The organism is Micromonospora sp. WMMA1949 (genome assembly GCF_027460145.1).
Lineage (GTDB): Bacteria > Actinomycetota > Actinomycetes > Mycobacteriales > Micromonosporaceae > Micromonospora.
The window spans coordinates 830,008-849,927 of sequence record NZ_JAPZBG010000001.1; the positions used below are offsets into that span (position 1 = coordinate 830,008).

Genomic DNA, 19,920 nt, shown 5'->3' on the forward strand with positions numbered 1-19,920 from the left:
GGCAGCTCGAACGCTCGGCGGGCTCGTCCTCCGTCCCGGCATGGCCGCCACACTAAGCGGACCTGTGAACGAAGTCAACAGACATATTTTGGCTCGATGATGTAAACACCAGTAAGGTGTCGGGGATGGTTCACGAGGAGCGCGACACCATGCCCCACCGGGCGAGGGCGAGGGCGAGGGCTCGATATCGTCTCACCGCGACGACCGGCTCGAAGGACCGGGAAACCGACCCCCTCGGGGCACACGCTGCAACCGACCGTCGCGGGGCGATGTCGCCGTGGAAGACGGATACGGGAGACTGCACGGCGGACACCTCACCGTGCGGCGAAGTCGTGAATGCCCGGTGAGAGGGATGGTCGACCGGGGGGCGAGGAACCGAGTGCGAGCGCTGACGACGCGGGATCCGCGCTGGATCGGCCGCAACCGCCGATACGAGATCCTCGCCGAACTGGGCGCCGGCGGCATGGGAAAGGTGTATCTGGGCCGCTCGCGCACCGCTGAGCTGGTCGCCGTCAAAGTCATCCAGCCGCACCTGCTCGACGACGACACCGTTCTACGCCGCTTCCGCGCCGAGATCTCACACCTACGCCGCGCCCAGGGCCTACGCGTCGCGCACTACCGTGGTTGCGAGCTGAACCGGGACGACCCGTGGCTGGCGGTCGAGTACGTCGACGGCTCGACCCTGCGCCGATACGTCACCGACAACGGGGTCCTCGACGGCGCCACAACGGCCGCCCTCGGCGCGATGCTGGCCGAGGGCCTGGAGACGATCCACAGTGCCGGACTGCTGCATCGTGACCTCAAACCGAGCAACGTCATGCTGGGCTCGGACAGCCCTCGGATCATCGACCTCGGCCTCGCCGTCCTGCGCGAACACCGCGATCGTCTGACGCAGCTCGGCCACGTGGTCGGCACCGTCGCCTACATGGCTCCGGAACAGGCGGCCGGAGGGACCGAGTTGACCGAAGCCGTCGATGTCTACGCCCTCGGCGCCACCCTGCTGTACGCGTGCACCCGACATCACCCGTACCCGCAGGCCACACCCATCGTGCTCGCCGGATGGATCACCGACCCCGAACACGCGCCGGACCTGAACGGGGTGCCCCGTGACCTCCGTCCGCTGCTGACCGCCATGTTGGCGCATCGTCCCGACTGCCGCCCCACCGTCGCCGACCTCATCACGGAGTTCTCCCGCATCGTCGAGGCTCAGCCGGGCGGATTCGTCGCCGTACGTCGTCGCCTGCTCGACCACACCCCGCCCGAGCCGCTTCCCGAACCGCTTCGGTCCGTCGCTGACGTCGATGACACCGACCCGTGGCCGGACGGTCCCACCGAACTGGTCACCACCGGCAGACCCGTCCGAGCATCTCGCACGGTCGGGCACCCCGTACCGCCCATGCCGTCGAAGGAGCAGCCCATGACCGGAGGGGGACGACTGCGCGTACTGCAGAGCGCCGAGAAGGAGATCCTCAAACTCTCCCGGGCCGACGTCGGCGCGGTCTACGAGTTCCAGCACAAGTTCCGGTCCAACCCTGACAATCCGGGACTACGGCTCAAGCAGCTCAAGGGCGGCGACCGGTTGTGGTCGGCGCGGGTCAACGCCGATCTGCGCGCGATCCTGCTGCACATCACCGAACGCGAATATCTGTTGGTCGACGTCAAACACCGCGGCGAGGTCTACGAAGGGCTGGACCGTTACGCCTACCGCGTCAACCGGGTCACCGGGGCGCTGGAGGTGGTCGACCTCGAACCCGTGCCCGACACCGTGCTCGTCGGCGTTCTGCCCCCCGAGGTGCCGCCTCTGTTCGCCCGCCATCCGGATACCGTCCTGCTGGAACTCGGCGTCGCCGAACCGCTGCTGCCACGCATCCGCGCCCTGCGCACCGAGGACGAACTGCTCGAACTCGTCGAGATCGCACCTCAACTGACTGCGGACGTGCTTCTCTCGCTCTACGACGGCACGCCGGTCGAGGACGTGCGCCGGTTGATCACCGAACCTGTGCGCGTCACCGAACAGGTCGACCCCGACGACCTCGCCGCCGCACTGGTGCGTCCCGCGACGCAGGTCACCTCCGACGACAAGGCATTGCAGGTCGTTCTGTCGGAGTCGTTCGAGTCCTGGCAGGTGTTCCTGCATCCGACCCAACGCAGGCTGGTCGAGCGGGCGACCAGCGGCCCCACCCGCGTCAGCGGTGGGCCCGGCACAGGCAAGACCATCGTGGCTCTGCACCGCGTGGCGCACCTGGCCTCCGGCCTCGAACCCGGCGCCCGAATCCTGCTCACCACGTTCAGCCGAAACCTCGCCGGCGATCTCCGCAACCGTCTCGCGTCGCTCGCCGGTGTGGAGGCGCTGCAGCACGTCGACGTGATCAACATTGACCGACTCACGAGACGGATCGCGACCGATTCGCCGGCCGACGCCGGTCGCACTCTCGTCGACGAGCACCGCATCATCGACTACTGGCGGGCCTTCCTCGGGCGAGAGGATCCGGGATGGGCGCCGGAGTTCCTCTCCGCCGAGTGGACCCAGGTGGTGCTCGGGCAGATGCTCGAAAGCGGAGACGAGTACGCCGTCGCACGCCGGCCGGGGCGCGGGCGCCCGCTGAGCCGTCCGGACCGGGCCAGGATCTGGGAGCTGTGTCGACGTTTCGAGCAGTGGACCGCCGAACAGGGTGTCTGGACCCATGCCCAGATCGCCGTCCACGCCGCACGGGCCGAAGAGGCACGCCTGCGACGCCACGGCGCGACCGCCCGCTACCGTCACGTCGTCGTCGACGAGGCCCAAGACCTCAGCACCGCGCACTGGCGTCTGCTGCGGTCCCTGGTACCGGCCGGACCCGACGACCTGTTCGTCGTGGGTGACACCCACCAACGCATCTACGACAACCGCGTGAGTCTTTCGCGGTTGGGAATCGACATCCGCGGCCGCTCGCACCGGCTCACCCTCAACTACCGCACGACTCGCCAGATCCTCGCCACCGCTCTCGAGCTGATGAGCGGCGAGCGATATGACGACATGAACGGCTCGACCGACACGCTCGAGGGGTACCGGTCCCTGCTCAGTGGGGGACATCCGACGCTGCGTCGTGCCGGCGACTGGACGCAGGAGATGGACCTCGTTCGGCGACAGCTCAGGGCATGGGGCGACGAGTCAGACGGTTCCGTCGCGATCTGCGTACCCACGCACGACCTGGCGGTCGATCTGGCCGCTCGCCTGACCACCGACGGTGTCGACGTCGTCGAGGTCGGCCCGGACGGCCCGCACCGCCCCGGTGGCGTGCACCTGGGCACCATGCACCGGTTCAAAGGCCTGGAGTATCGCCGGATGATCATCGCGGGTGTCCGTGAGGGCCTTGTCCCGCATCAGCGCATCAACGGCTTCCGGGAGTCCGACCCCACCCGCTACCGGCGGGAACGGCAGCGTTACCGTTCACTGCTCTTCGTGGCCGCCACCCGCGCTCGTGACGATCTGGTGATCTCGTGGCACGGCATCCCCAGCCCCTTCCTCACCCATCATCAGGCCACCGGCGCATGAGCGTCACCGCCCGCGGTGCGAGGACACCCTCCCGGACGATCGCGCAGCGCTACGAGCTGTCGGGCCCACCGGTGCGGGGCAGCATGGGCGAACTCTACCCCGCCTACGACCTGTCCCTCGATCGCGAGGTCGCGGTCAAGCTCATGCGCGACGACCTGACCGACGACGATCAGCGCACCGAACTCGTACGCCGCTTCCGCCGCGAGGCACGGCTGTTGGCCAGGATGCGGCATCCCGGAACGCCCGCGGTTTTCGACACAGGGGACGACGACGGCCGGCCGTTCCTCGTCATGGAGTGGGTGGACGGCGCGACGCTGCGCAATCTGATCGACGAGGTGCAGCCAGTCCCGCGCGAGTGGACGTTGTACGTCGTCGCACAGATCTCTGCCGTGCTGGCCCGGGCGCACGAGCTGTCGCTCGTGCACCGCGACCTGAAGCCGGACAACGTGCTGCTGTGCGCCGACGGCACGGTGAAGGTCGTGGACTTCGGGTTGGCAATCGTCGTCGACAGCAGCTCGACTCACCTGACTCCGCCCGGAGTCGTCACGGGGGACTGGCGCTATCGGGCACCCGAATGCGACTTGGGCGTGGCGTCACCGCGCACGGACCTCTACGCCCTCGGCCGTATCCTCGAGGAACTGCTCGAGGACGGCTCCACGGACGGTCCCCTCCGGGAACTGGCCGCCGAACTCACTCACGACCTTCCTCAGCGGCGACCCAGAGGCGCAACCGATGTCCTCGCTCGTCTGACCCCCCTGCTACGCCGCCCGTCGCCCCTACCGGGCTTCGTCGCGGCAACGACGCCCGCGGGCTACGTCGAAGCCACCGGTTGCTTGACCCGGTCCACCCCGTCGACCCGAGTCGCATCCACCGACTGGACCCCGACGAGGGTTCGACACATACGCGCCGCGGCGGCGGAACACGCCGAGCAGGGCCGTCCCGCCCGAGCGGCCGATCTGCTGCGCACCGTACTCGACGATCCGGACGTCCCGAGAGACGCCCTCATCGACATCCGCCGTGATCTCGCGATCCTGCTCATCGAGGCCGGTGAGATGGATGACGCCCTGCGTGCCTGCGCCGACGCGCTCACCGCCATGACCGGTCGACTGTCTGTGGATCACCCCGCCGTCGTCTCACTACGTCTGGCACTGGCTCGGCTCCACGCACGCGCCGGTGACGTCACGACGGCCGCCGACATGTACGTCGCGATCTCGAGAGACCTCGGAGGGCGGATGTCGACGCGTACCGAACGGGCGACCGCCACCCGCGAGCTCGCGATGACGCAGGCGGGCGCGGGGGATCGGGCCGCGGCCGAAGCGATCCTGACGGAGCTGCTCGCGGACCTTCGCGATGTGGCACACGTCGACCACAAGGAGATCGAGGCCGCCGTCGACGCCTTGATGCTCGTACGTGCGCCCCGGCGCCCGCCGCCCGGGCGTGGCGCGAGCGACTGACGGTACCGAGGCGGAGACGCTGCGAGGCGAGGGCGGGAGGTACGGCCCACTCAGAGCGGCCGGAGCCTACCCGAGGCGAGGGCGTCCGCTGTGAGCCGTGTGATGTCTGCGCCCAGCGCCGCCGCGTCACGGATCGTCTCGGTCAACTCGTGCAGCCGCCGGAAGACTTCGCCCTGTCGCCGCTGCTCGATCACCGCCGTCCTCGGCAGTTGCACCCGACGCACGTCGAAGCGCGACGTACCCAGTAGGCCGGCGGCCAGTCTCTGGTTCACCGTGGTGCACAGATTGCCTACGAGGAACCAGGAATCCAGTAGCTGTGGGTCCGGTCGTAGCAGCCAGAGGTGCCTGCCGAGCAGCAGATCCGACTCGGTGTTCACCCGGGCAACGATTCGTCGTTCGCTGACGGACACCACTACGTCCCCCGGCTGCAGGGCGATCCGCGGGTTGAGGCGATCGTCGGCCGTTCCCGAGGCGGGCCGACCGTCCGTCACGTCGTGGACCGTGAGGGTCAGTCCCCCTACCTTCTCCCCTTCCCCACCACGAACGGGTCCAAGGATCTGCAGCGATCCGCTTCGGAGCAGGTCGCCTACCGTGATCGATGAGACGACGGTCTCTCCGGAGCCGTTCTCCAGACCGGGGAGCAGTCCGGGCATCCGGGCGGCCGACTCCGCCAGGCGGCGACCGGCATCGATCAGTCGCGGTCCCGCGTCGGTGACATCGGCGTCGGCGAGGTGATGCCGTCCGGGTGACAGGTCGACCTCCTCGTCGAGCAGGTCCAGCACGGGAACCGTGTGCGCTTCGACGAGATCCGTGTGGTCTCCGGAACCCAGGAACGCCGCGACGAGGTCAGCGACACTCCGATAGGCCGCCTCGAGATCGCATTCGGTGGTGTCGAGCAGCAATACCTCCGTGGCGCCGCGGCTCGCCTTCTGCAGGACCCACAGGTGCAGCGGCACCGCGTGCGGTGGGGCGGCACCGGGCGGCAGCGCGACCACCGCACGCAGAGCCCCGCGGCGCAACATGTTCGCCCGGATACGACGGCCGGCGCGACGCGCCGCGACCGACGGCGGCATGAGCAGGACAGCGCGTCCGCCGGGTCTCAGATGAGCGATCGCGTGCTGCGCCCAGGCCAATTCCGGTTCGGTGCGCGGCGGCGGCCCGAACTCCCACGGAGCGTTGCTCAGTTCCTCGTGTCCCCAGTTGGTCTGCCCGAACGGCAGGTTCGACACGACGGCGTCCACGGCGGCGTCGGGGAAGGCGTCCGTACGCAGGGAATCACCCGTGCGCACCTGGCCATCTATGCCGTTGATTGCAAGCCACAGGTCGGCGAGCCGCGTCAGTCTGGGGTCGTCGTCCTGTCCGTACAGGTTCGCGGCTCCCGCCCGGGCTGCGGCACGCAGCACTCCCCCAGCGCCGCAGGCCGGATCGAGGACGGACGCACCGGCGGCGCCGGCCAGCTCGACCATCAGATCGGCGAGATCGTCAGGAGTGATCACGGAACGTTGTGCGGGCAGGGCGGCGTAGCGACGCCACAACTCGTCGAACGTCGCGACGGGTCCGCGAACCTCGACGAGGTCGTCGAGCTCGGGTCGCAGGAGGTCGAACGGCAAGGCCCGCTGGCCGAGCAGGTGCTCACCTGCTGCGGCCAGTGCCTCGGCGGGTTCGCCGGAGGCGGCCAGCAGGTTGCGCCACAACCGGTCCTCGTCGGCGACCGAGGGTGCCTTGCCCTGGTCGGCGAGCCACTGTTCGACCTCTTCGAGGTCGAACAGTGGGGACGCAGTGGTCCCACCCACCGGTGCGGGAAAGTCGTCGTACCGCTTGCGCCAGTTGCTGACCGCCGCCCGCCCCACGCCGGCGAGCCGCGCGATGTCCGCTGCGGTGACCCTCGCTCTTCGATGCACGCCAGGAGTTTACATGGCCCTCAAGGCACTCGACTGTTTACACAGATGTCGCAGATCGAGGCTATTTCCCACGTTGCATCGACTCACCAGCGGTGAACATGGTCGCTGGAGCCACAAGACGTGCCGAGCGCCCGATGCCTGCCCGACACACCGCAATGCCGGCTCGGGGCCGGTGTCGCGACCTGCGTCGGCCCGCACAGGTCCACGGACGCCGATCGATGACGCCCACGAGCCTTCGGACATGCGTTCTACCTCACCAGCGCGGCTCGCATGTCACAGACGTGACGACAACTATCATGTCGCACGTGAGTGATCGCTTGAGCTTGATCGACCTCTTCGCCGGGTGCGGCGGAATGACCGTCGGCTTCCACAACGAGGGCTTCCGTCCGATTCTCTCGGTGGAGTGGGATCGTGCGGCGGCCTCCACCTATGCCGCGAACTTCGGTGAGGGACACACCCGGTGGGAGGACATCGAGAAGATCACGGACGACGAGATCCCCGACGCCGACGTCATCATTGGCGGGCCCCCCTGCCAGGGCTTCTCCAACCTCGGCACCAAGTCGGTGGAGGACCCCCGTAACAAGCTGTGGAAGCAGTATCTACGCTTCGTCGTCAAGGCCAACCCGCAGGTCTTCGTGATCGAGAACGTCGAACGGTTCTCACGCACGAACGAGTTCCAGCTGTTGATGGAAGAGGCCGACCACGGCATCCTCAAGGGCTACGTACTCACCGCGGGTGTCCTACTGGCGGCCGACTACGGCGTCTCGCAACGCCGGCCCAGAACGATCGTGATCGGATCCCGGATCGGCAAGATCCCACTACCCGCCGCGACGCATGCGAAGACCCCCTCCGGAGAACTGAGGCCGTGGCGGACGGTACGTGACGCCATCGGATGGGTCGATGAGCATGTGACGACCACCGAGCTTCCGGCGCGGGATACGACATTCTTCGGGCAGACCATCCGAGGCGACTTCTCCGGATACGACATCCACTTCGGACGCCAGCCGACGCCGATGTCGCTCGCGCGCTACGACCACATCCCCCCCGGCGGCGGCCGGTTCGACCTGCCCGATCATCTGCTGTCACGGTGCTGGCGGGAGAAGAAGACCGGCACGACCGACGTGATGGGCCGGATGCGGTGGGACGCGCCGTCGCTGACCATCCGTACCGAGTTCTTCAAGCCGGAGAAGGGCCAGTATCTGCACCCGCAATGGGAGCGGACCAGCCCGGATAGACGCGTGAACCGGGTCATCACCCACTACGAGGCCTCGCTGCTGCAGGACTTCCCGAAGGACTACAAGTGGTGTGGATCCAAGACGGAGATCGCCAAGCAGATCGGTAACGCCGTCCCGTCCGGTCTGGCCGCGGCCATCGCGCGACACCTCAAGGACTACCTCAATTGACCGGAGACTCCGCCAGCCGCTTCGGCACCGGGTGTTTGACCGGCTGTTCACCGCTCTGACACCCTGCCCATGTGTCGATCGTCCAGGGCGAGCTGTTCGAAGACGATGAAGTATGGGCAGCACTTCCGCGCACACTGCAGGTTCAGCGCTCCAGGGTCCTGCCGATCCGACCCTTGACCTCGGGCAGGCCACGGATGACGACCGGACCGTCGTCGTTCCGCACCGACGCCCGACCCCCCTCGCCGGCCGAGGACCCTGACATCTGGGCGGTCCAGTCGGTGCTCCGATCGATCGACCCCGACGGCGTCCGCACGGGCTATGCCATCCGGGAGGCGCTCGACCAGATCTACGACGGCCAGCGAACCGGACGGTGGGACTACACGCAACTCCTGAAGACGGAGAAGACGCACGTCGGCACTCTCGTCGAGATCTGGCTGCAGCGAGAGTTCCGGTTCGACGACGGGCAGGACCTCGACTACCGGATCGCCGGCGTCGAGGTGGACTGCAAGTGGTCACTGAACCTGTACGACTGGGAGATCCCTCCGGAGATGTACAGCCGGGGGGACAAAGTCGCGCTACTGGTCTGGGCCAACGAGTACACCGCCCGCTGGGCGTCAGGCCTGATCCGCATCAGTGAGGATGTGCTTCGACCGCTGGGCAGGCAGCGCGACGGCAAGCGCCGATTGAACGTTCGAGGCCGAGACCGCATCCTCTGGATCCACGCCGGCGCGGATCTGGTCAAGAACACCCTGCTGCACATCACCGATCCGAGGAAGCTCGAACTCATCGCCTACGCCACACATGGTCAGACGGCGGTCACGAACCTCTTCAGAGAAATGACCGGTGAGCTGATCAACCGAGCGACGGTACTCACCGCCGCGCAGCAGGTCGACAGCGCCAAGCGAGTCCGAGATGCCCGCCGCATACTCCGGCCCGAAGGCATCGTGATATTCGGTCACTATCAGCCGCACCCACGGATGGCTGCGCAACTCCACCTCCCGGTGCCCACGCTGGGCAGGTTCGTCAGCACCCGACTACACCCCTGGCAGCCCGGCGACGAGGAACCACACACCGAGATCGAGGGCTCACTGTGGCGCCGCGCGCGGCCGAAGGACCCGATCGTGCCGGCTCCTGTGCTGCCCAGCCAGGGGGGCGCCGACGGATGAGCTCTCCCTGGTGACACAGGCCGTCAGAGGCCAATGGCAGTGACACCTCGCCTACTCCTTTAGGCCGATGTTGTCGATCGGCGAAGCGCCGAGCAGCCGCCGGACCGGCCACACCGTGCTCACCAACGCCAGCAGCGTCGTACCGCCGAGCACCGCCGCCCACCCGAGCGGCGGCACGTACGGGATCGGGCTGCCGGTCAGTCCGTTGACGATCGCGCTCAGGGTCAGCACCGCGATCGTCGCGCCGATCAGCACCGCGGTGCCGAGCAGCCCGGCCTGTTCGGCCTGGACCATCCCCCGGATCTGACGGCGGGTGACCCCGACCAACTGCAGCAACGCCAGCTCGCGGCGGCGGGCCAGTGCCGCCATCACCATCGTGGTGGCTGCCGCCAGCGCCGCGTACCCGACCATCACGCCGATCAGCAGCCGGTTCAGCCAGGCACCGAGCGCCAGATCGGTGCCGAGCAGGCGCGTACGGGTCGCGGCGTCGAGAATCTCGGTGCCGGGCCGTGCCGCAGCCCACGTGGCCAGCGCGGTGCCGGCGTCCGGGCCGCCGCGGACCAGCACCTCGTCGACGGTGCTTGCCGCCGTGTGCCCGGCGACCGTCTCGGCGGCCACTGTGACGTCGCCGAAGCCGAGGCCACGGTCGTAGATGGCGATGACCTTCAACGTGACCGGGGTGCCGTCGCCCAGCCAGAGTTTTGCCTTGTCGCCGACGTCCCAGCCGGACGAGGACGCCTGCATCGTGGACAGGGCGACGGTACCGGCGCCCAGGTCGGCCAGGGTGCCCTTGCGCACGGCGAGGTCCATCGTCGACGTGACGTCCGCCGGGTCGACCGACTGCGCGCCGACCGGCTCGATGCCGCCGAGCGCCCGCACCACGACCTGGGTACGGCGTACCCCGGTGGCCGCCTGCACCCCGGCCAGCTCGCGGATCTCCCGCGCCGCGCCCCCCGAAAGTCCGCCCGGAGCGACGACCACCCGCTCGGCGAGGGTTCCGGCGCTGCTCTGCGTGGCGGTCTGCCGCTCCAGGTTGTCCTGCAGGAACCAGACCGAGCCGCCGAATCCCACGGACAGCACGAGGGCGGTCAGGACGGTCGCCATGCCCTGCGCGTTGGCCCGCAGGTTGGCCCCGGCCAGGTAGCCGCCGGTCCGCCAGATCCGCGGCAGCACCGGGGTGAGCAGGCGTGCCGCGTACGCGTTGATGGTGGGTGCGAGCAGTGCCACCGCGATGACGAACAGGTAGAGCATGCCGACCGCGCCGGCCAACGCCCCGGCCGACCCGGCGCCGAGCGTGAACGCCCCGGCGCTGCCGGCCGCCATCAGCGTCAGCAGGCCGGCGATCGGCCGTACCGGGCCGCCGCGGCGAGGTTCGACGGCGATCTCGCCGAGCGCCTCGATCGGCTTGATGGCGGTGACCCGGCGTGCGGCGATCAGCGCGGCGACCACCGCGACGAGGAGCGCCGTACCGATGGCGGCCGGCACCGCGAACAGCCCGCCCGCCATCGGGAAGCCGGCCGGCACGAACCCCCGCCCGACCAGCTCGCCGTGCACCCAGCGGGCCGCCAGCAGACCGGCCGGGCCGCCGATCGCGGAGCCGGCCAGGGCGAGCAGCGCGGCCTCGGCGACCAGCATGCGGCGCACCTGCCCCGGCGTGGCGGCGACCGCGCGCAGCAACGCCAGGTCACGGCGGCGGTGCCGGACGGACAGCCCGATGGTGCCGGCCACCACGAACACGATCAGCAGGACGACGTACCCGCCGAAGGCTGCCCCGGCCCCGACCAGCAGGCTCTGGGCGGCCAGGTGGTCCGACTGCTCGGCGTTTCCGCGGTCCTTCCCGGCGTACGCCGTGGCGCCGGCCGCCGACGCGATCTCGCGCACCGCGCCGACGTCGACGCCAGGTGCCATCCGTACGCCGATCGCGTCCACCCGGCCCGGGTGCGCGGACAGGCGGGCGGCCTGCGCGTCGGTGAAGAACACCGCCGCCGAGCCGGTCTCGGTGGTCCCGCTCACCCGGTACGACCGGCCGACCCCACCGACGACCAGGTCGATGCGGCCGCCGGGCGCCACGCCGAGCCGGGTGTCGACCACCACCTCGTCGTCGGCCTGCGGTGCGGCGCCGGCGGCGAGGGGACGACCGGTGAAGACGTACGTGTCCCAGCCGTGTCCCACGGCGGCGGGTGAGCCGATCAGCACCCGGTCGTCGCCGGTGACCGCCGTGACACCCGGCACCCGGCGGATCCGGTCCACCAGGCCGGCGTCCACAGTGCCGCCCTCGGGCAGCGCCACAGTGCTCGTGGTGGTGTCGCCGTCGAACTCCCGGAACGTGTGGCTGATCGTGCGGTTGGCGACGACCACGTCGGCGCTCGCCCACAGCCGCGGCTCCGGGCGGAACCGCAGTCCGGACTCGACGAGCGTGCCCATCGCCACCAGGATCAGCACGCCGACGATCAGGGCCACCAGGGTCGCGGCGGCGGGACCGGTGCGGTGCCGCAGCAGGCGGGCGGCGAGACCGGTCATCGGAGGACCCGCCCGTCCAGCGAAGCCAGGCGCTCGGCGATACGGACGGCGCCGAGCTGCGGGAGGTCGGCGACAATCGCACCGTCGGCCAGCACGAGCACCCGATCCGCGTACGACGCGGCGATCGGATCGTGGGTCACCATCACCACCGTCTGCCCGTGCTCGTCCACGACCGCGCGCAACAGAGTGAGCACCTCCGCCGCGGTCCGCGAGTCGAGGGCACCGGTGGGCTCGTCCGAGAAGATCACCTCGGGGCGGGTGGCCAGCGCACGGGCGATCGCCACCCGCTGCTGCTGACCGCCGGACAGCGCCGCCGGCCGGTGGTGCAGCCGGCCGGCGAGGCCGACCCGCTCGACGACGTGGGCCAGCCAGGCCCGGTCCGGGCGGACGCCGGCCAGGCGCAGGGGAAGTCCGATGTTCTCCTCGACGGTGAGCGCGCCGATCAGGTTGAACGCCTGGAAGACGAACCCGATCCGGGTACGCCGCAGCTCGGTCAGGCGCGTCTCGGACAGCCCGGACAGGTCGGTGCCGCCGAGGACCACCCGGCCGTTCGTGGGGCGGTCGAGCCCGGCCGCGATCTGCAACAGCGTGCTCTTGCCGGAACCCGAGGGCCCCATCACCGCGGTGAAGGTCCCCCTGTCGAAGCTGACGTCGACGCCCGCGAGCGCGGTCACCTGGTTGCGGCCGGTGCCGTATACGCGGGTGAGTTGTTCGACGCGTACCGCCGGCTCGACGATCTGTCCCATTCTGGTGGCCTCTCTCCGTGTCATCGGCAGGAACTGCGCGCACCAGAAACGCTATTGAGCTGGGGGAACAGCGACCATCCAGCGGGCTGCCCAGTCCGGGTACAGCAGGCACCACCTACGACCCGTACCTCAGCGGGCCGGCGCCGGAAGGTGGAGTCGGCCGTCGTGGACTTCGGCGACCTGGTCGACGGCGGTGAGGTGGGTGCGGTCGTGGGTGACCAGGACGGTGGCGGTGGCCTGCTGGTGGGTGAGGCGGGTGATCAGGTCGATGACGGCGGCGCCGCGTTCGTGGTCGAGCGCGCTGGTGGGTTCGTCGACGAGCAGGACGGTGGGGTCGTTCATCAGGGCGCGGGCGATGTTGACGCGCTGACGCTGGCCGCCGGAGAGCTGGTGCGGCCGGCGGTCGGCCTGGCCGGCGAGGCCGACCGCGTCGAGGAGTTCCACGGCGCGGGTACGGGCTCTGGCCGGCGGGCGGCCGTCGATCTGGGCCATGACCTGGAGCTGCTCGGCAGCGGTGAGGGAGGGCAGCAGGTTGGGCTGCTGGAAGACGATGCCGATCTTGTGGCGGCGCAGGTCGGCGAGTTCGCTCCGCATCAATCCGGTGGTGGGGGTGCCGTCGATGGTGACGGTGCCGGAGTCGGGCGTGATGAGGGTCGCGGCGACCGCGAGGAGGCTCGACTTGCCGGAGCCGGAGGGACCGATCACGGCGGTCAGGCTGCCCTTGGGTACGTCCAGGGTGACGCGGTCGAGGGCGGTCAGGCGGCCCTCGCCGTCGGGGTAGGTGAGGGTGATGTCGGTCAGGTTCAGGCTCATCGGGCGCTCCCCAGGGCGGTCAGCGGGTCGACGGAGGTGATGCGGCGGATGGCCAGAGCGGCTCCGAGGGCGCCGAGGACGACGATCACGGCCGCGGGAAGGAGGACGGTCACCGGGGTGAGGAGGAACGGCACGGCGGACCCGGCGACGAGGGCGCCGAGCGCGGCGGCGATGCCGGTGCCGAGCAGGGTGCCGCCGACGAGCAGGACGACGGCCTGTCCGAGGGCGTCCTTGAGGAGGTTGGCGGTGGGGGCGCCGAGTGCCTTGAGCACTGCGACGTCGCCGCTGCGCTGGATGGTCCAGACGGTGAAGAAGGCCCCGATGACGAGGGCGGAGATAACGAACAGGAAGCCGCGCATCAGCTGCAGGGAGCCGTTCTCGGAGGTGTAGGAACCGATCGCGGACAGCGAGTCGGAGACGGAGACCGTCCTGGTGCCCGCCTGCCGGTCGGTGGCTCCCGGATCGGCCTCCGAGGTGGTGGTCAGGGCGACGACGGTGGCCGTCCGGCTGCCGTCACCGGTGCCGGTCGGAGGCGCGCCCTTCTGCCACACGCCCAGGCTGATCCACACCACGGGGGTGTGGCTGAAGGAGGCGTCGCCCCGTACGGCCGCCACTGTCAGTCGCTGCCCGGCGAGGGTGACGGAGTCGCCGGCCTGCACCCCGAGGTCGTCGGCGGCCTTGGTGGACAGCACCGCCGAGCGGTCGTCGATCCGGCCGCTGTCGGGAGCCAGGCGGGAGCCGGGCTGGACGCCGAAGGCGGAGACGCCGACGCTCCTGTTTCCGGCGGTGGCCCGCGTCGTGGTGATGCCCAGTGGCTCGGCGCCGATGACTCCGGGGGCCTCGGCCCACTGCTGCCACTGCTTCTCCGTGACCGTGGAGTTGGAGTACGACACGTCCTGGCCCTCGCCGGGCGCCTGGAAGGCGATCCTGTCGGCGGGCAGGCCGGTGATGGCGGAGATGTTCTGCTGGCCCAGTCCGGCCGTCAACCCGGACAGCAGCCCGACCAGCAGGGTGATCAACACGATGACGGTCCCCATCAGGGCGAAGCGCCCCTTGGCGAACTTCAGGTCTCTCCAGGCGACGAACACGGCCTCGGCCTGTCCTTTCCGGCGGTGGAAGCGGTACGACTCCACCATCACCGCCGGCGCCCGTGCCCGCGTCTGGCGCAGGGCGGCACTTCGCGGGCCGAAAGGCGGCGCCCGGGTTCCAACTTTCGATAGAGGCCCCCGGGCCGCCGGCCTCGGTAACGTGGGACGCACTGTGAGCACCGCTGCCCCTGCCCTGACCCCGACCACCCGAGCCCTGGCCTGGTCCCTGCACCTGCTGATCATCGGCCTGCTCGTCCTGGCCGCGGGCCGGGCGGTGGCCGACGACCGACCGCACGCCGGATCGATCGTCGCGGTGGCGGTGGCGTGCGGCCTGGCGTACGCCACCGGGCCGCTCCTCCCCCGCATCCGGCGCTCTCGGCGGGCCGCCGCGTGGTGGCTGGTCGCCGTCGGCGCCGTGTGGCTGGTGTTGCTGGGTCTGTCCCCCGACGCGATCTGGGTGGCCTTCCCGCTGTACTTCCTCCAGCTCCACCTGCTGCCGCGCCGCGCCGGCCTGGCCGCCGTGATCGCCACCGCCGTGGCGGCCGTCGCCGGGTTCGTCGCCCACACCGGCTCCTTCACCCCGGCCACGGTGATCGGTCCCGCGCTCGGCGCCGCCGTCGCCGTCGGGGTGGTGTGGGGATACCAGGCCCTGTATCGGGAGAGCGAACAGCGAAGGCAGCTGATCGAGGAACTCACCGCCACCCGGGCCGATCTGGCCCGGGCGGAGCACACCGCCGGCGTACTCGCCGAGCGCGAGCGTCTGGCTCGCGAGATCCACGACACCCTCGCCCAGGGCCTGTCCAGCATCCAGCTGCTGTTGCGCGCCGCCGAGCGCGCCCTGCCCGGCCGGCCCGATGCCGCCTCCGGTCACGTCGACGCGGCCCGTCAGGTCGCCGTGGACAACCTCGCCGAGGCCCGCCGCTTCGTCGCCGCACTCACCCCGCCCACCCTGGAAGGCACCACCCTGGCCGGCGCCCTGGAACGCCTGTGCACCACCACCAGCGCCCGCCACCGCATCACCGCCCGCTTCCACCTCGTCGGCGACCCCGTGTCGCTGCCGACCGCCCATGAGGTGGCTCTCCTGCGTATCGCCCAGTCCACAGTCGCGAACACTGTCCGCCACGCCCAGGCCACGACGGCCGAGATCGCCCTCAGGTATCTCGGTGACCGCATCGCCCTGCACGTCGCCGACGACGGGCGCGGCTTCGACCCGGAACAGCTGCCCGCCCCTGATATCGACGGCGGCGGCTTCGGCCTGGCGGCCATGCGCGCCCGCATGGCCGCCCTCGGCGGCACCCTGACCGTCGCATCCGCGCCCGGCCAGGGCACCGCCGTGACCGCCGAGCTTCCCCTCACGCCGCCCACCAGGACCGAGCCCGAGGGCCGCCCGTGACCGACGACGTTCCCATCCGCCTCCTCCTGGCCGACGACCACCCGGTCGTACGGGCCGGACTGCGCGCCGTGCTGGAAACCGAACCCGACCTGGTCGTCGTGGCCGAAGCCGCCACCGCCGAGGAGGCCGTCACCCGCGCCGCCGCGGGCGACATCGACGTCGTGCTGATGGACCTGCAGTTCGGGAAGGGCATGGGCGGTGCCGAAGCCACCGCCCGGATCACCGCCCGTCCGGAAGCGCCGCGCGTGCTGATCGTCACCACGTACGACTCCGACGCCGACACCCTGCCCGCCATCGAGGCCGGCGCCACCGGCTACCTCCTCAAGGACGCCCCACCCGAGGATCTCGCCGCCGCCGTCCGCACCGCCGCCGCCGGACGCACCGCGCTGGCGCCCACCGTCGCGAACCGGCTGATGAACCGCCTGCGTACGCCGCGCACCACCCTGACCCGACGCGAGACCGAGGTCATCGCCCTGGTCGCCGACGGTCTGTCGAACCACAGCATCGGCACCCGCCTCCACCTGACCGAAGGCACCGTCAAGTCCCACCTGGCCCGCATCTACGCCAAGCTCGGCGTCGAGTCGCGTACCGCCGCCGTCGCCACCGCCACCGAACTCGGCCTCATCCGCCGCTGACCCCGTCAGGTGCGGGTCGTCACGGGCGGGTACCGGCCTGTCCGGCGAGAGGGGTATGACCCGCGTGCTGGCCCGCGCCGGCGTGACCCTGACCGGGCCGACGAGGTGCTCGGCCTGATCCGGGCATGGCACCCGGCTGCCGTCGGCCATCGAAGCCGTCTTGCCAGCGGCTGACAGGACGCTACGTCGTGAAGTAGGCGGCGCTCTCCGCGTCGGCCGGGTAGTAGGACTCGATCGCGATCTCGTCGATCGTGATGTCCATCGGGGTGCCGAACGTGGTGATGGTCGAGAACAGCCGCAGCTCCCGTCCGCCGACACGAAGGATCATCGGTATCACGACGTCCGTTTCGATCCGCTGACCGGGCGTATCCTCCGGTTCGGGCGCCAGCAGCTCTTCGTAGAGTGCGGTGAGCTCAGGGTCGGGGGCGGTGGCGAGCTGGCGTGAGATCCGGCTGCGGAACACCGCGCGCACGTCGGCCAGATTGACGACCAAGCGCCCGAACCCGCGCGGGTCCAGTCCCAGGCGTACCAGGTTGACCGGGGGCCGCAGCAGATCCGGAGCCACCTGCGCGAAGAACGGATCGACGGCGCGGTTGGTCATCACGATGTTCCACCGGCGATCGAAGACCACCGCCGGGTAGGGCTCGTGGGCGCGGAGCACCCTCCGGACGGCGTCGTGGACGGCTGACAGCGCGTTGTGGTCGAGCGACCGCTCGGCGTACCGGGGTGCGAAGCCCCCGGCGAGCAGCAGCCGGTTGCGTTCACGCAGCGGCACGTGGAGCTGATCCGCGAGTCGAAGGATCATGTCGGGGCTCGGCTTGGACTTACCGGTCTCGACCAGGCTGACGTGACGAGCCGAGACGTCCGCAGCTATCGCGAGATCCAGTTGGCTGAGTCCCCGGCGCTGCCGCCACTGCCGCAGGAGTTCCCCGACCGTGTGCACGCTGATGGAGCGTACTCATCGTGGCGCCGGACGCCATGAAATCCGAGTTCATCGACAACCGGAGCGGTCACGCCAACACTGCATCCATGACCACGGCGAACAAGCGCATCGTCCAACGGGCGCTGGCAGGACTGATCGAGACGGGCGACGTCGATGCGCTCGCCCGGTTCCTGAGTGACGACTTCGTCCACCACAGGCCGGGTTCAACCACATCGACAAAGGTGGAGTGGCTCGCCGCCGTTCGCGCCGCGCTGGTACCGCTCGCCGGCATGCAGGTCGAGATCCATCAGGTGCTGGCCGACGGCGATCACGTCGTGATGTACTCGCGGCGCTGGCTTCCCGGCGAAGGACCGGAGATCGCGGTCGTCGACATCTGGCGGATCGACGACGGGCTGATCGCCGAGGCGTGGGAGATCATCGAGCCAATGGCCCAGGTGACCGCCAACCTCGCGTGGTGGACGCCTGCTCAGCACTGACCATGCGTGAGCCACCTGCGGTGCCGGATCGTGGCAAGCGGTTGGCAGCCTCACCGGGATTGAACGATCTGGATCGGGTTGCCGTCGGGGTCGGCGGTCCACGCGATCAGTAGCCGGTCGAGCCATACGTGTGGAGGTGCGAGAGCGGGTGCTCCGCCTGCGACCAGGCCCTCGTAGGCCGCTGTGGTGTCATCGGTCCAGAGGACGATCGCGACGCGCTGGCCTTCGGCGACCGGGTCCAAGCCGTGGTCCTCGCGGGTGGAGGCCACCGAGGCGATCCCGATCTTGTATCCGTCGAGGACGAGATCGATGTGAATCGGTTCGCCGTCGGTCGGTACCCGGAAGGTCTCCCGGAATCCCAGCCGGGTGTAGAAGGCGGCCGCCCGAGCGGGGTCGTCGCTGAAGAGAATCACCTGGGGACTGCGTAAGGTCCACATGCCGCGAGCCTATTGGGCGACGTACGCGGGACGCGCTTCGTCCATGACCGTGTCCGCACGGGCTGCTGGTCGCTGGTGGGATGGATCCCCTGCGTCGCCTGTCTGGGCTGCGGGGCCGTGGTCGCCTGGCGGGCCGACGACTGCGGGGTGGCGCAGGAACTGCGCTTCCATCCAGCGATGGTTGTCCGCGAGTTGTGTGACGACGGCCCAGGCCGGGGCGTCGACCCTTTCGCGCTGATCGCCGACTGGGACCGCCCCGCGCCCGACACCAGACGACACCGCTGGATGCCCGAGCCGACCCGCCCTCGTCCCGAACTCGTCGCCACCCGCTGGGGCGGCCGAGGCGTGCGGGACGCTCTCTTCCGGGACGATCCGCCGGCCTGACCCGGCCGCGCCTGACCACCTCTGCCGCCCCTCAGGCGTCGGCGAGCAGCCGGTTGGCCAGGGCCCGTACCTCGTCCTTGAGTTCGTCCGGCCGGTCGATCGTGAACGGCCAGCCGAGCCCGGCGAGCATCTGCGCCGCACCGTCGAGCCGTTCGGCTCGGGCGGTGAGGCGCACTCCGCCTGGAACCTCGGTGAGCGTGCCGACCGACTGCGGAATCCGTCGCTGCGCCTGCGCCAGGCTGGTGTGCAGCACCACGGAGATGTCGTGCGCGTACGGCACTGCTGCCAGCCCGGTGAGGACCTGCGTGGTGGGATCGAAGCCGGCCGGGATGTCGAACCTGCCCGGCATGGGGTGGGCTGTTCCGATTCGGTCGAGCCGGAATGTCCGTACGGCCCGGCGGTTGTGGTCGTGGCCGGTGACGTACCACCGGCCGGCGTGGAAGACCAGCCCGTACGGGTCGAGCCGGCGCTCGCCGGACCGGCCGCGCCAGGTGGTGTAGGTGATGTGCACGGGTTGCTGATGTCGGGCCGCGTCCGCGAGCACCAGCAGCACCTCGATGCCGGGCGGGGCGGTCGTGCGGACCCGTGCGGTGAAGTCCACGGTCTCCAGCAGCGAATCGATCCGCCGGGCGAGAACGGCCGGCAGCACCCGGCGGATCTTCGCGGTCGCGCTCTCGGCGGCCGCGCCTTCGGCGGTCACGAGCCCGGCCCGGCCGGCGGCCACGAGCCCGAGCATGACGGCGACCGCCTCCTCGTCGGTGAGCATGAGTGGCGGCAGCTTGTACCCGGGCGCGAGCCGGTATCCGCCGTAGCGACCGCGCCGGGCTTCGACCGGGATGCCCAGGTCGGCGAGGTGCGCGGCGTATCGGCGGACCGTGCGCTCGTCGACGCCCAGCCGACCGGCCAGGTCGGCGACGGTGAAGTCGCCGCCGGCTTGGAGGATCTCCAGCAACGCCAGTACGCGCACGGTCGGCCGGGTCACAAATCCCTACTTCCAATCCGGGCGGAACCTGTCCGGTATTGATC

Annotated in this window: 16 protein-coding genes; 8 read left to right on the forward strand and 8 right to left on the reverse strand. The window is 70.2% G+C overall.

The genetic code is table 11. From position 1 onward, the window contains the following. Window positions 1-379: 379 nt before the first annotated feature. Both O7607_RS03615 and O7607_RS03620 read left to right on the forward strand, forming a co-directional pair. Window positions 380-3,535, forward strand: coding sequence for a protein kinase domain-containing protein (locus O7607_RS03615; protein ID WP_269700970.1), 3,156 nt, complete (start codon window positions 380-382; stop codon window positions 3,533-3,535). Beyond that, window positions 3,532-4,989, forward strand: coding sequence for a serine/threonine-protein kinase (locus tag O7607_RS03620; RefSeq protein WP_269700971.1), 1,458 nt, complete (start codon window positions 3,532-3,534; stop codon window positions 4,987-4,989). Before O7607_RS03615 ends, O7607_RS03620 begins: the two co-directional genes overlap by 4 nt. Window positions 4,990-5,039: 50 nt before the next feature. Here O7607_RS03620 and O7607_RS03625 read toward each other — a convergent pair whose 3' ends face one another. Beyond that, the gene (locus tag O7607_RS03625) at window positions 5,040-6,890 is read right to left on the reverse strand and encodes an N-6 DNA methylase (protein WP_269700972.1); all 1,851 of its coding nucleotides are present in this window, start codon (window positions 6,888-6,890) and stop codon (window positions 5,040-5,042) included. Between the two features lie 296 nt (window positions 6,891-7,186). Here O7607_RS03625 and O7607_RS03630 point away from each other — a divergent pair, with 296 nt between their 5' ends. Beyond that, window positions 7,187-8,293: a DNA cytosine methyltransferase gene (locus O7607_RS03630; protein WP_269700973.1), complete on the forward strand. Its 1,107-nt coding sequence runs from the start codon at window positions 7,187-7,189 to the stop codon at window positions 8,291-8,293. A gap of 71 nt (window positions 8,294-8,364) precedes the next feature. Then, window positions 8,365-9,459, forward strand: a complete 1,095-nt coding sequence (locus O7607_RS03635; protein WP_269700974.1) for a NaeI family type II restriction endonuclease — start codon at window positions 8,365-8,367, stop codon at window positions 9,457-9,459. Between the two features lie 51 nt (window positions 9,460-9,510). Here O7607_RS03635 and O7607_RS03640 read toward each other — a convergent pair whose 3' ends face one another. The 4 genes from O7607_RS03640 to O7607_RS03655 all read right to left on the reverse strand — a co-directional run bounded on the left by O7607_RS03640 (window position 9,511) and on the right by O7607_RS03655 (window position 14,674). Continuing rightward, a complete protein-coding gene (locus O7607_RS03640; RefSeq protein ID WP_269700975.1) occupies window positions 9,511-11,979 on the reverse strand; it encodes an ABC transporter permease in 2,469 nt (822 codons plus the stop codon). Then, window positions 11,976-12,725: an ABC transporter ATP-binding protein gene (locus O7607_RS03645; RefSeq protein WP_269700976.1), complete on the reverse strand. Its 750-nt coding sequence runs from the start codon at window positions 12,723-12,725 to the stop codon at window positions 11,976-11,978. Before O7607_RS03645 ends, O7607_RS03640 begins: the two co-directional genes overlap by 4 nt. Before the next feature lie 129 nt (window positions 12,726-12,854). Continuing rightward, the gene (locus O7607_RS03650; protein ID WP_269700977.1) at window positions 12,855-13,538 is read right to left on the reverse strand and encodes an ABC transporter ATP-binding protein; all 684 of its coding nucleotides are present in this window, start codon (window positions 13,536-13,538) and stop codon (window positions 12,855-12,857) included. After that, window positions 13,535-14,674 carry an ABC transporter permease gene (locus O7607_RS03655; protein WP_269700978.1) on the reverse strand — a complete coding sequence of 380 codons (1,140 nt, stop codon included), beginning with the start codon at window positions 14,672-14,674 and terminating at the stop codon, window positions 13,535-13,537. Before O7607_RS03655 ends, O7607_RS03650 begins: the two co-directional genes overlap by 4 nt. 124 nt (window positions 14,675-14,798) lie before the next feature. On the opposite strand from O7607_RS03655, the gene O7607_RS03660 reads away from it, so the two are divergent. Next, a complete protein-coding gene (locus tag O7607_RS03660; protein WP_269700979.1) occupies window positions 14,799-16,019 on the forward strand; it encodes a sensor histidine kinase in 1,221 nt (406 codons plus the stop codon). Continuing rightward, on the forward strand, window positions 16,016-16,654 hold the full coding sequence (locus O7607_RS03665; RefSeq protein WP_269700980.1) for a response regulator: 639 nt from the start codon (window positions 16,016-16,018) through the stop codon (window positions 16,652-16,654). The genes O7607_RS03660 and O7607_RS03665 overlap by 4 nt, the downstream gene beginning before the upstream one ends. A 181-nt stretch (window positions 16,655-16,835) precedes the next feature. Here O7607_RS03665 and O7607_RS03670 read toward each other — a convergent pair whose 3' ends face one another. Beyond that, the gene (locus O7607_RS03670) at window positions 16,836-17,603 is read right to left on the reverse strand and encodes a helix-turn-helix domain-containing protein (RefSeq protein WP_442929516.1); all 768 of its coding nucleotides are present in this window, start codon (window positions 17,601-17,603) and stop codon (window positions 16,836-16,838) included. A 14-nt stretch (window positions 17,604-17,617) separates the two neighbouring features. On the opposite strand from O7607_RS03670, the gene O7607_RS03675 reads away from it, so the two are divergent. Continuing rightward, on the forward strand, window positions 17,618-18,073 hold the full coding sequence (locus O7607_RS03675) for a nuclear transport factor 2 family protein (RefSeq protein ID WP_269700982.1): 456 nt from the start codon (window positions 17,618-17,620) through the stop codon (window positions 18,071-18,073). A gap of 50 nt (window positions 18,074-18,123) precedes the next feature. Here O7607_RS03675 and O7607_RS03680 read toward each other — a convergent pair whose 3' ends face one another. Continuing rightward, window positions 18,124-18,510, reverse strand: a complete 387-nt coding sequence (locus O7607_RS03680; protein ID WP_269700983.1) for a VOC family protein — start codon at window positions 18,508-18,510, stop codon at window positions 18,124-18,126. 75 nt (window positions 18,511-18,585) lie between these two features. On the opposite strand from O7607_RS03680, the gene O7607_RS03685 reads away from it, so the two are divergent. Beyond that, window positions 18,586-18,894: a hypothetical protein gene (locus O7607_RS03685; RefSeq protein WP_269700984.1), complete on the forward strand. Its 309-nt coding sequence runs from the start codon at window positions 18,586-18,588 to the stop codon at window positions 18,892-18,894. Window positions 18,895-18,925: 31 nt separating this feature from the next. Here O7607_RS03685 and O7607_RS03690 read toward each other — a convergent pair whose 3' ends face one another. Then, window positions 18,926-19,876 carry a helix-turn-helix transcriptional regulator gene (locus O7607_RS03690; RefSeq protein WP_269700986.1) on the reverse strand — a complete coding sequence of 317 codons (951 nt, stop codon included), beginning with the start codon at window positions 19,874-19,876 and terminating at the stop codon, window positions 18,926-18,928. Between the last annotated feature and the right edge of the window lie 44 nt (window positions 19,877-19,920).

What these genes read in the sequence shown, in the direction of transcription:
- O7607_RS03620 (WP_269700971.1), top strand. Translation starts at nt 3,532, where the DNA reads ATGAGCGTCACCGCCCGCGGTGCGAGGACACCCTCCCGGACGATCGCG.
- O7607_RS03650 (WP_269700977.1), bottom strand. Translation starts at nt 13,538, where the DNA reads ATGAGCCTGAACCTGACCGACATCACCCTCACCTACCCCGACGGCGAG.
- O7607_RS03655 (WP_269700978.1), bottom strand. Translation starts at nt 14,674, where the DNA reads ATGGTGGAGTCGTACCGCTTCCACCGCCGGAAAGGACAGGCCGAGGCC.
- O7607_RS03630 (WP_269700973.1), top strand. Translation starts at nt 7,187, where the DNA reads ATGTCGCACGTGAGTGATCGCTTGAGCTTGATCGACCTCTTCGCCGGG.
- O7607_RS03640 (WP_269700975.1), bottom strand. Translation starts at nt 11,979, where the DNA reads ATGACCGGTCTCGCCGCCCGCCTGCTGCGGCACCGCACCGGTCCCGCC.
- O7607_RS03680 (WP_269700983.1), bottom strand. Translation starts at nt 18,510, where the DNA reads ATGTGGACCTTACGCAGTCCCCAGGTGATTCTCTTCAGCGACGACCCC.
- O7607_RS03645 (WP_269700976.1), bottom strand. Translation starts at nt 12,725, where the DNA reads ATGGGACAGATCGTCGAGCCGGCGGTACGCGTCGAACAACTCACCCGC.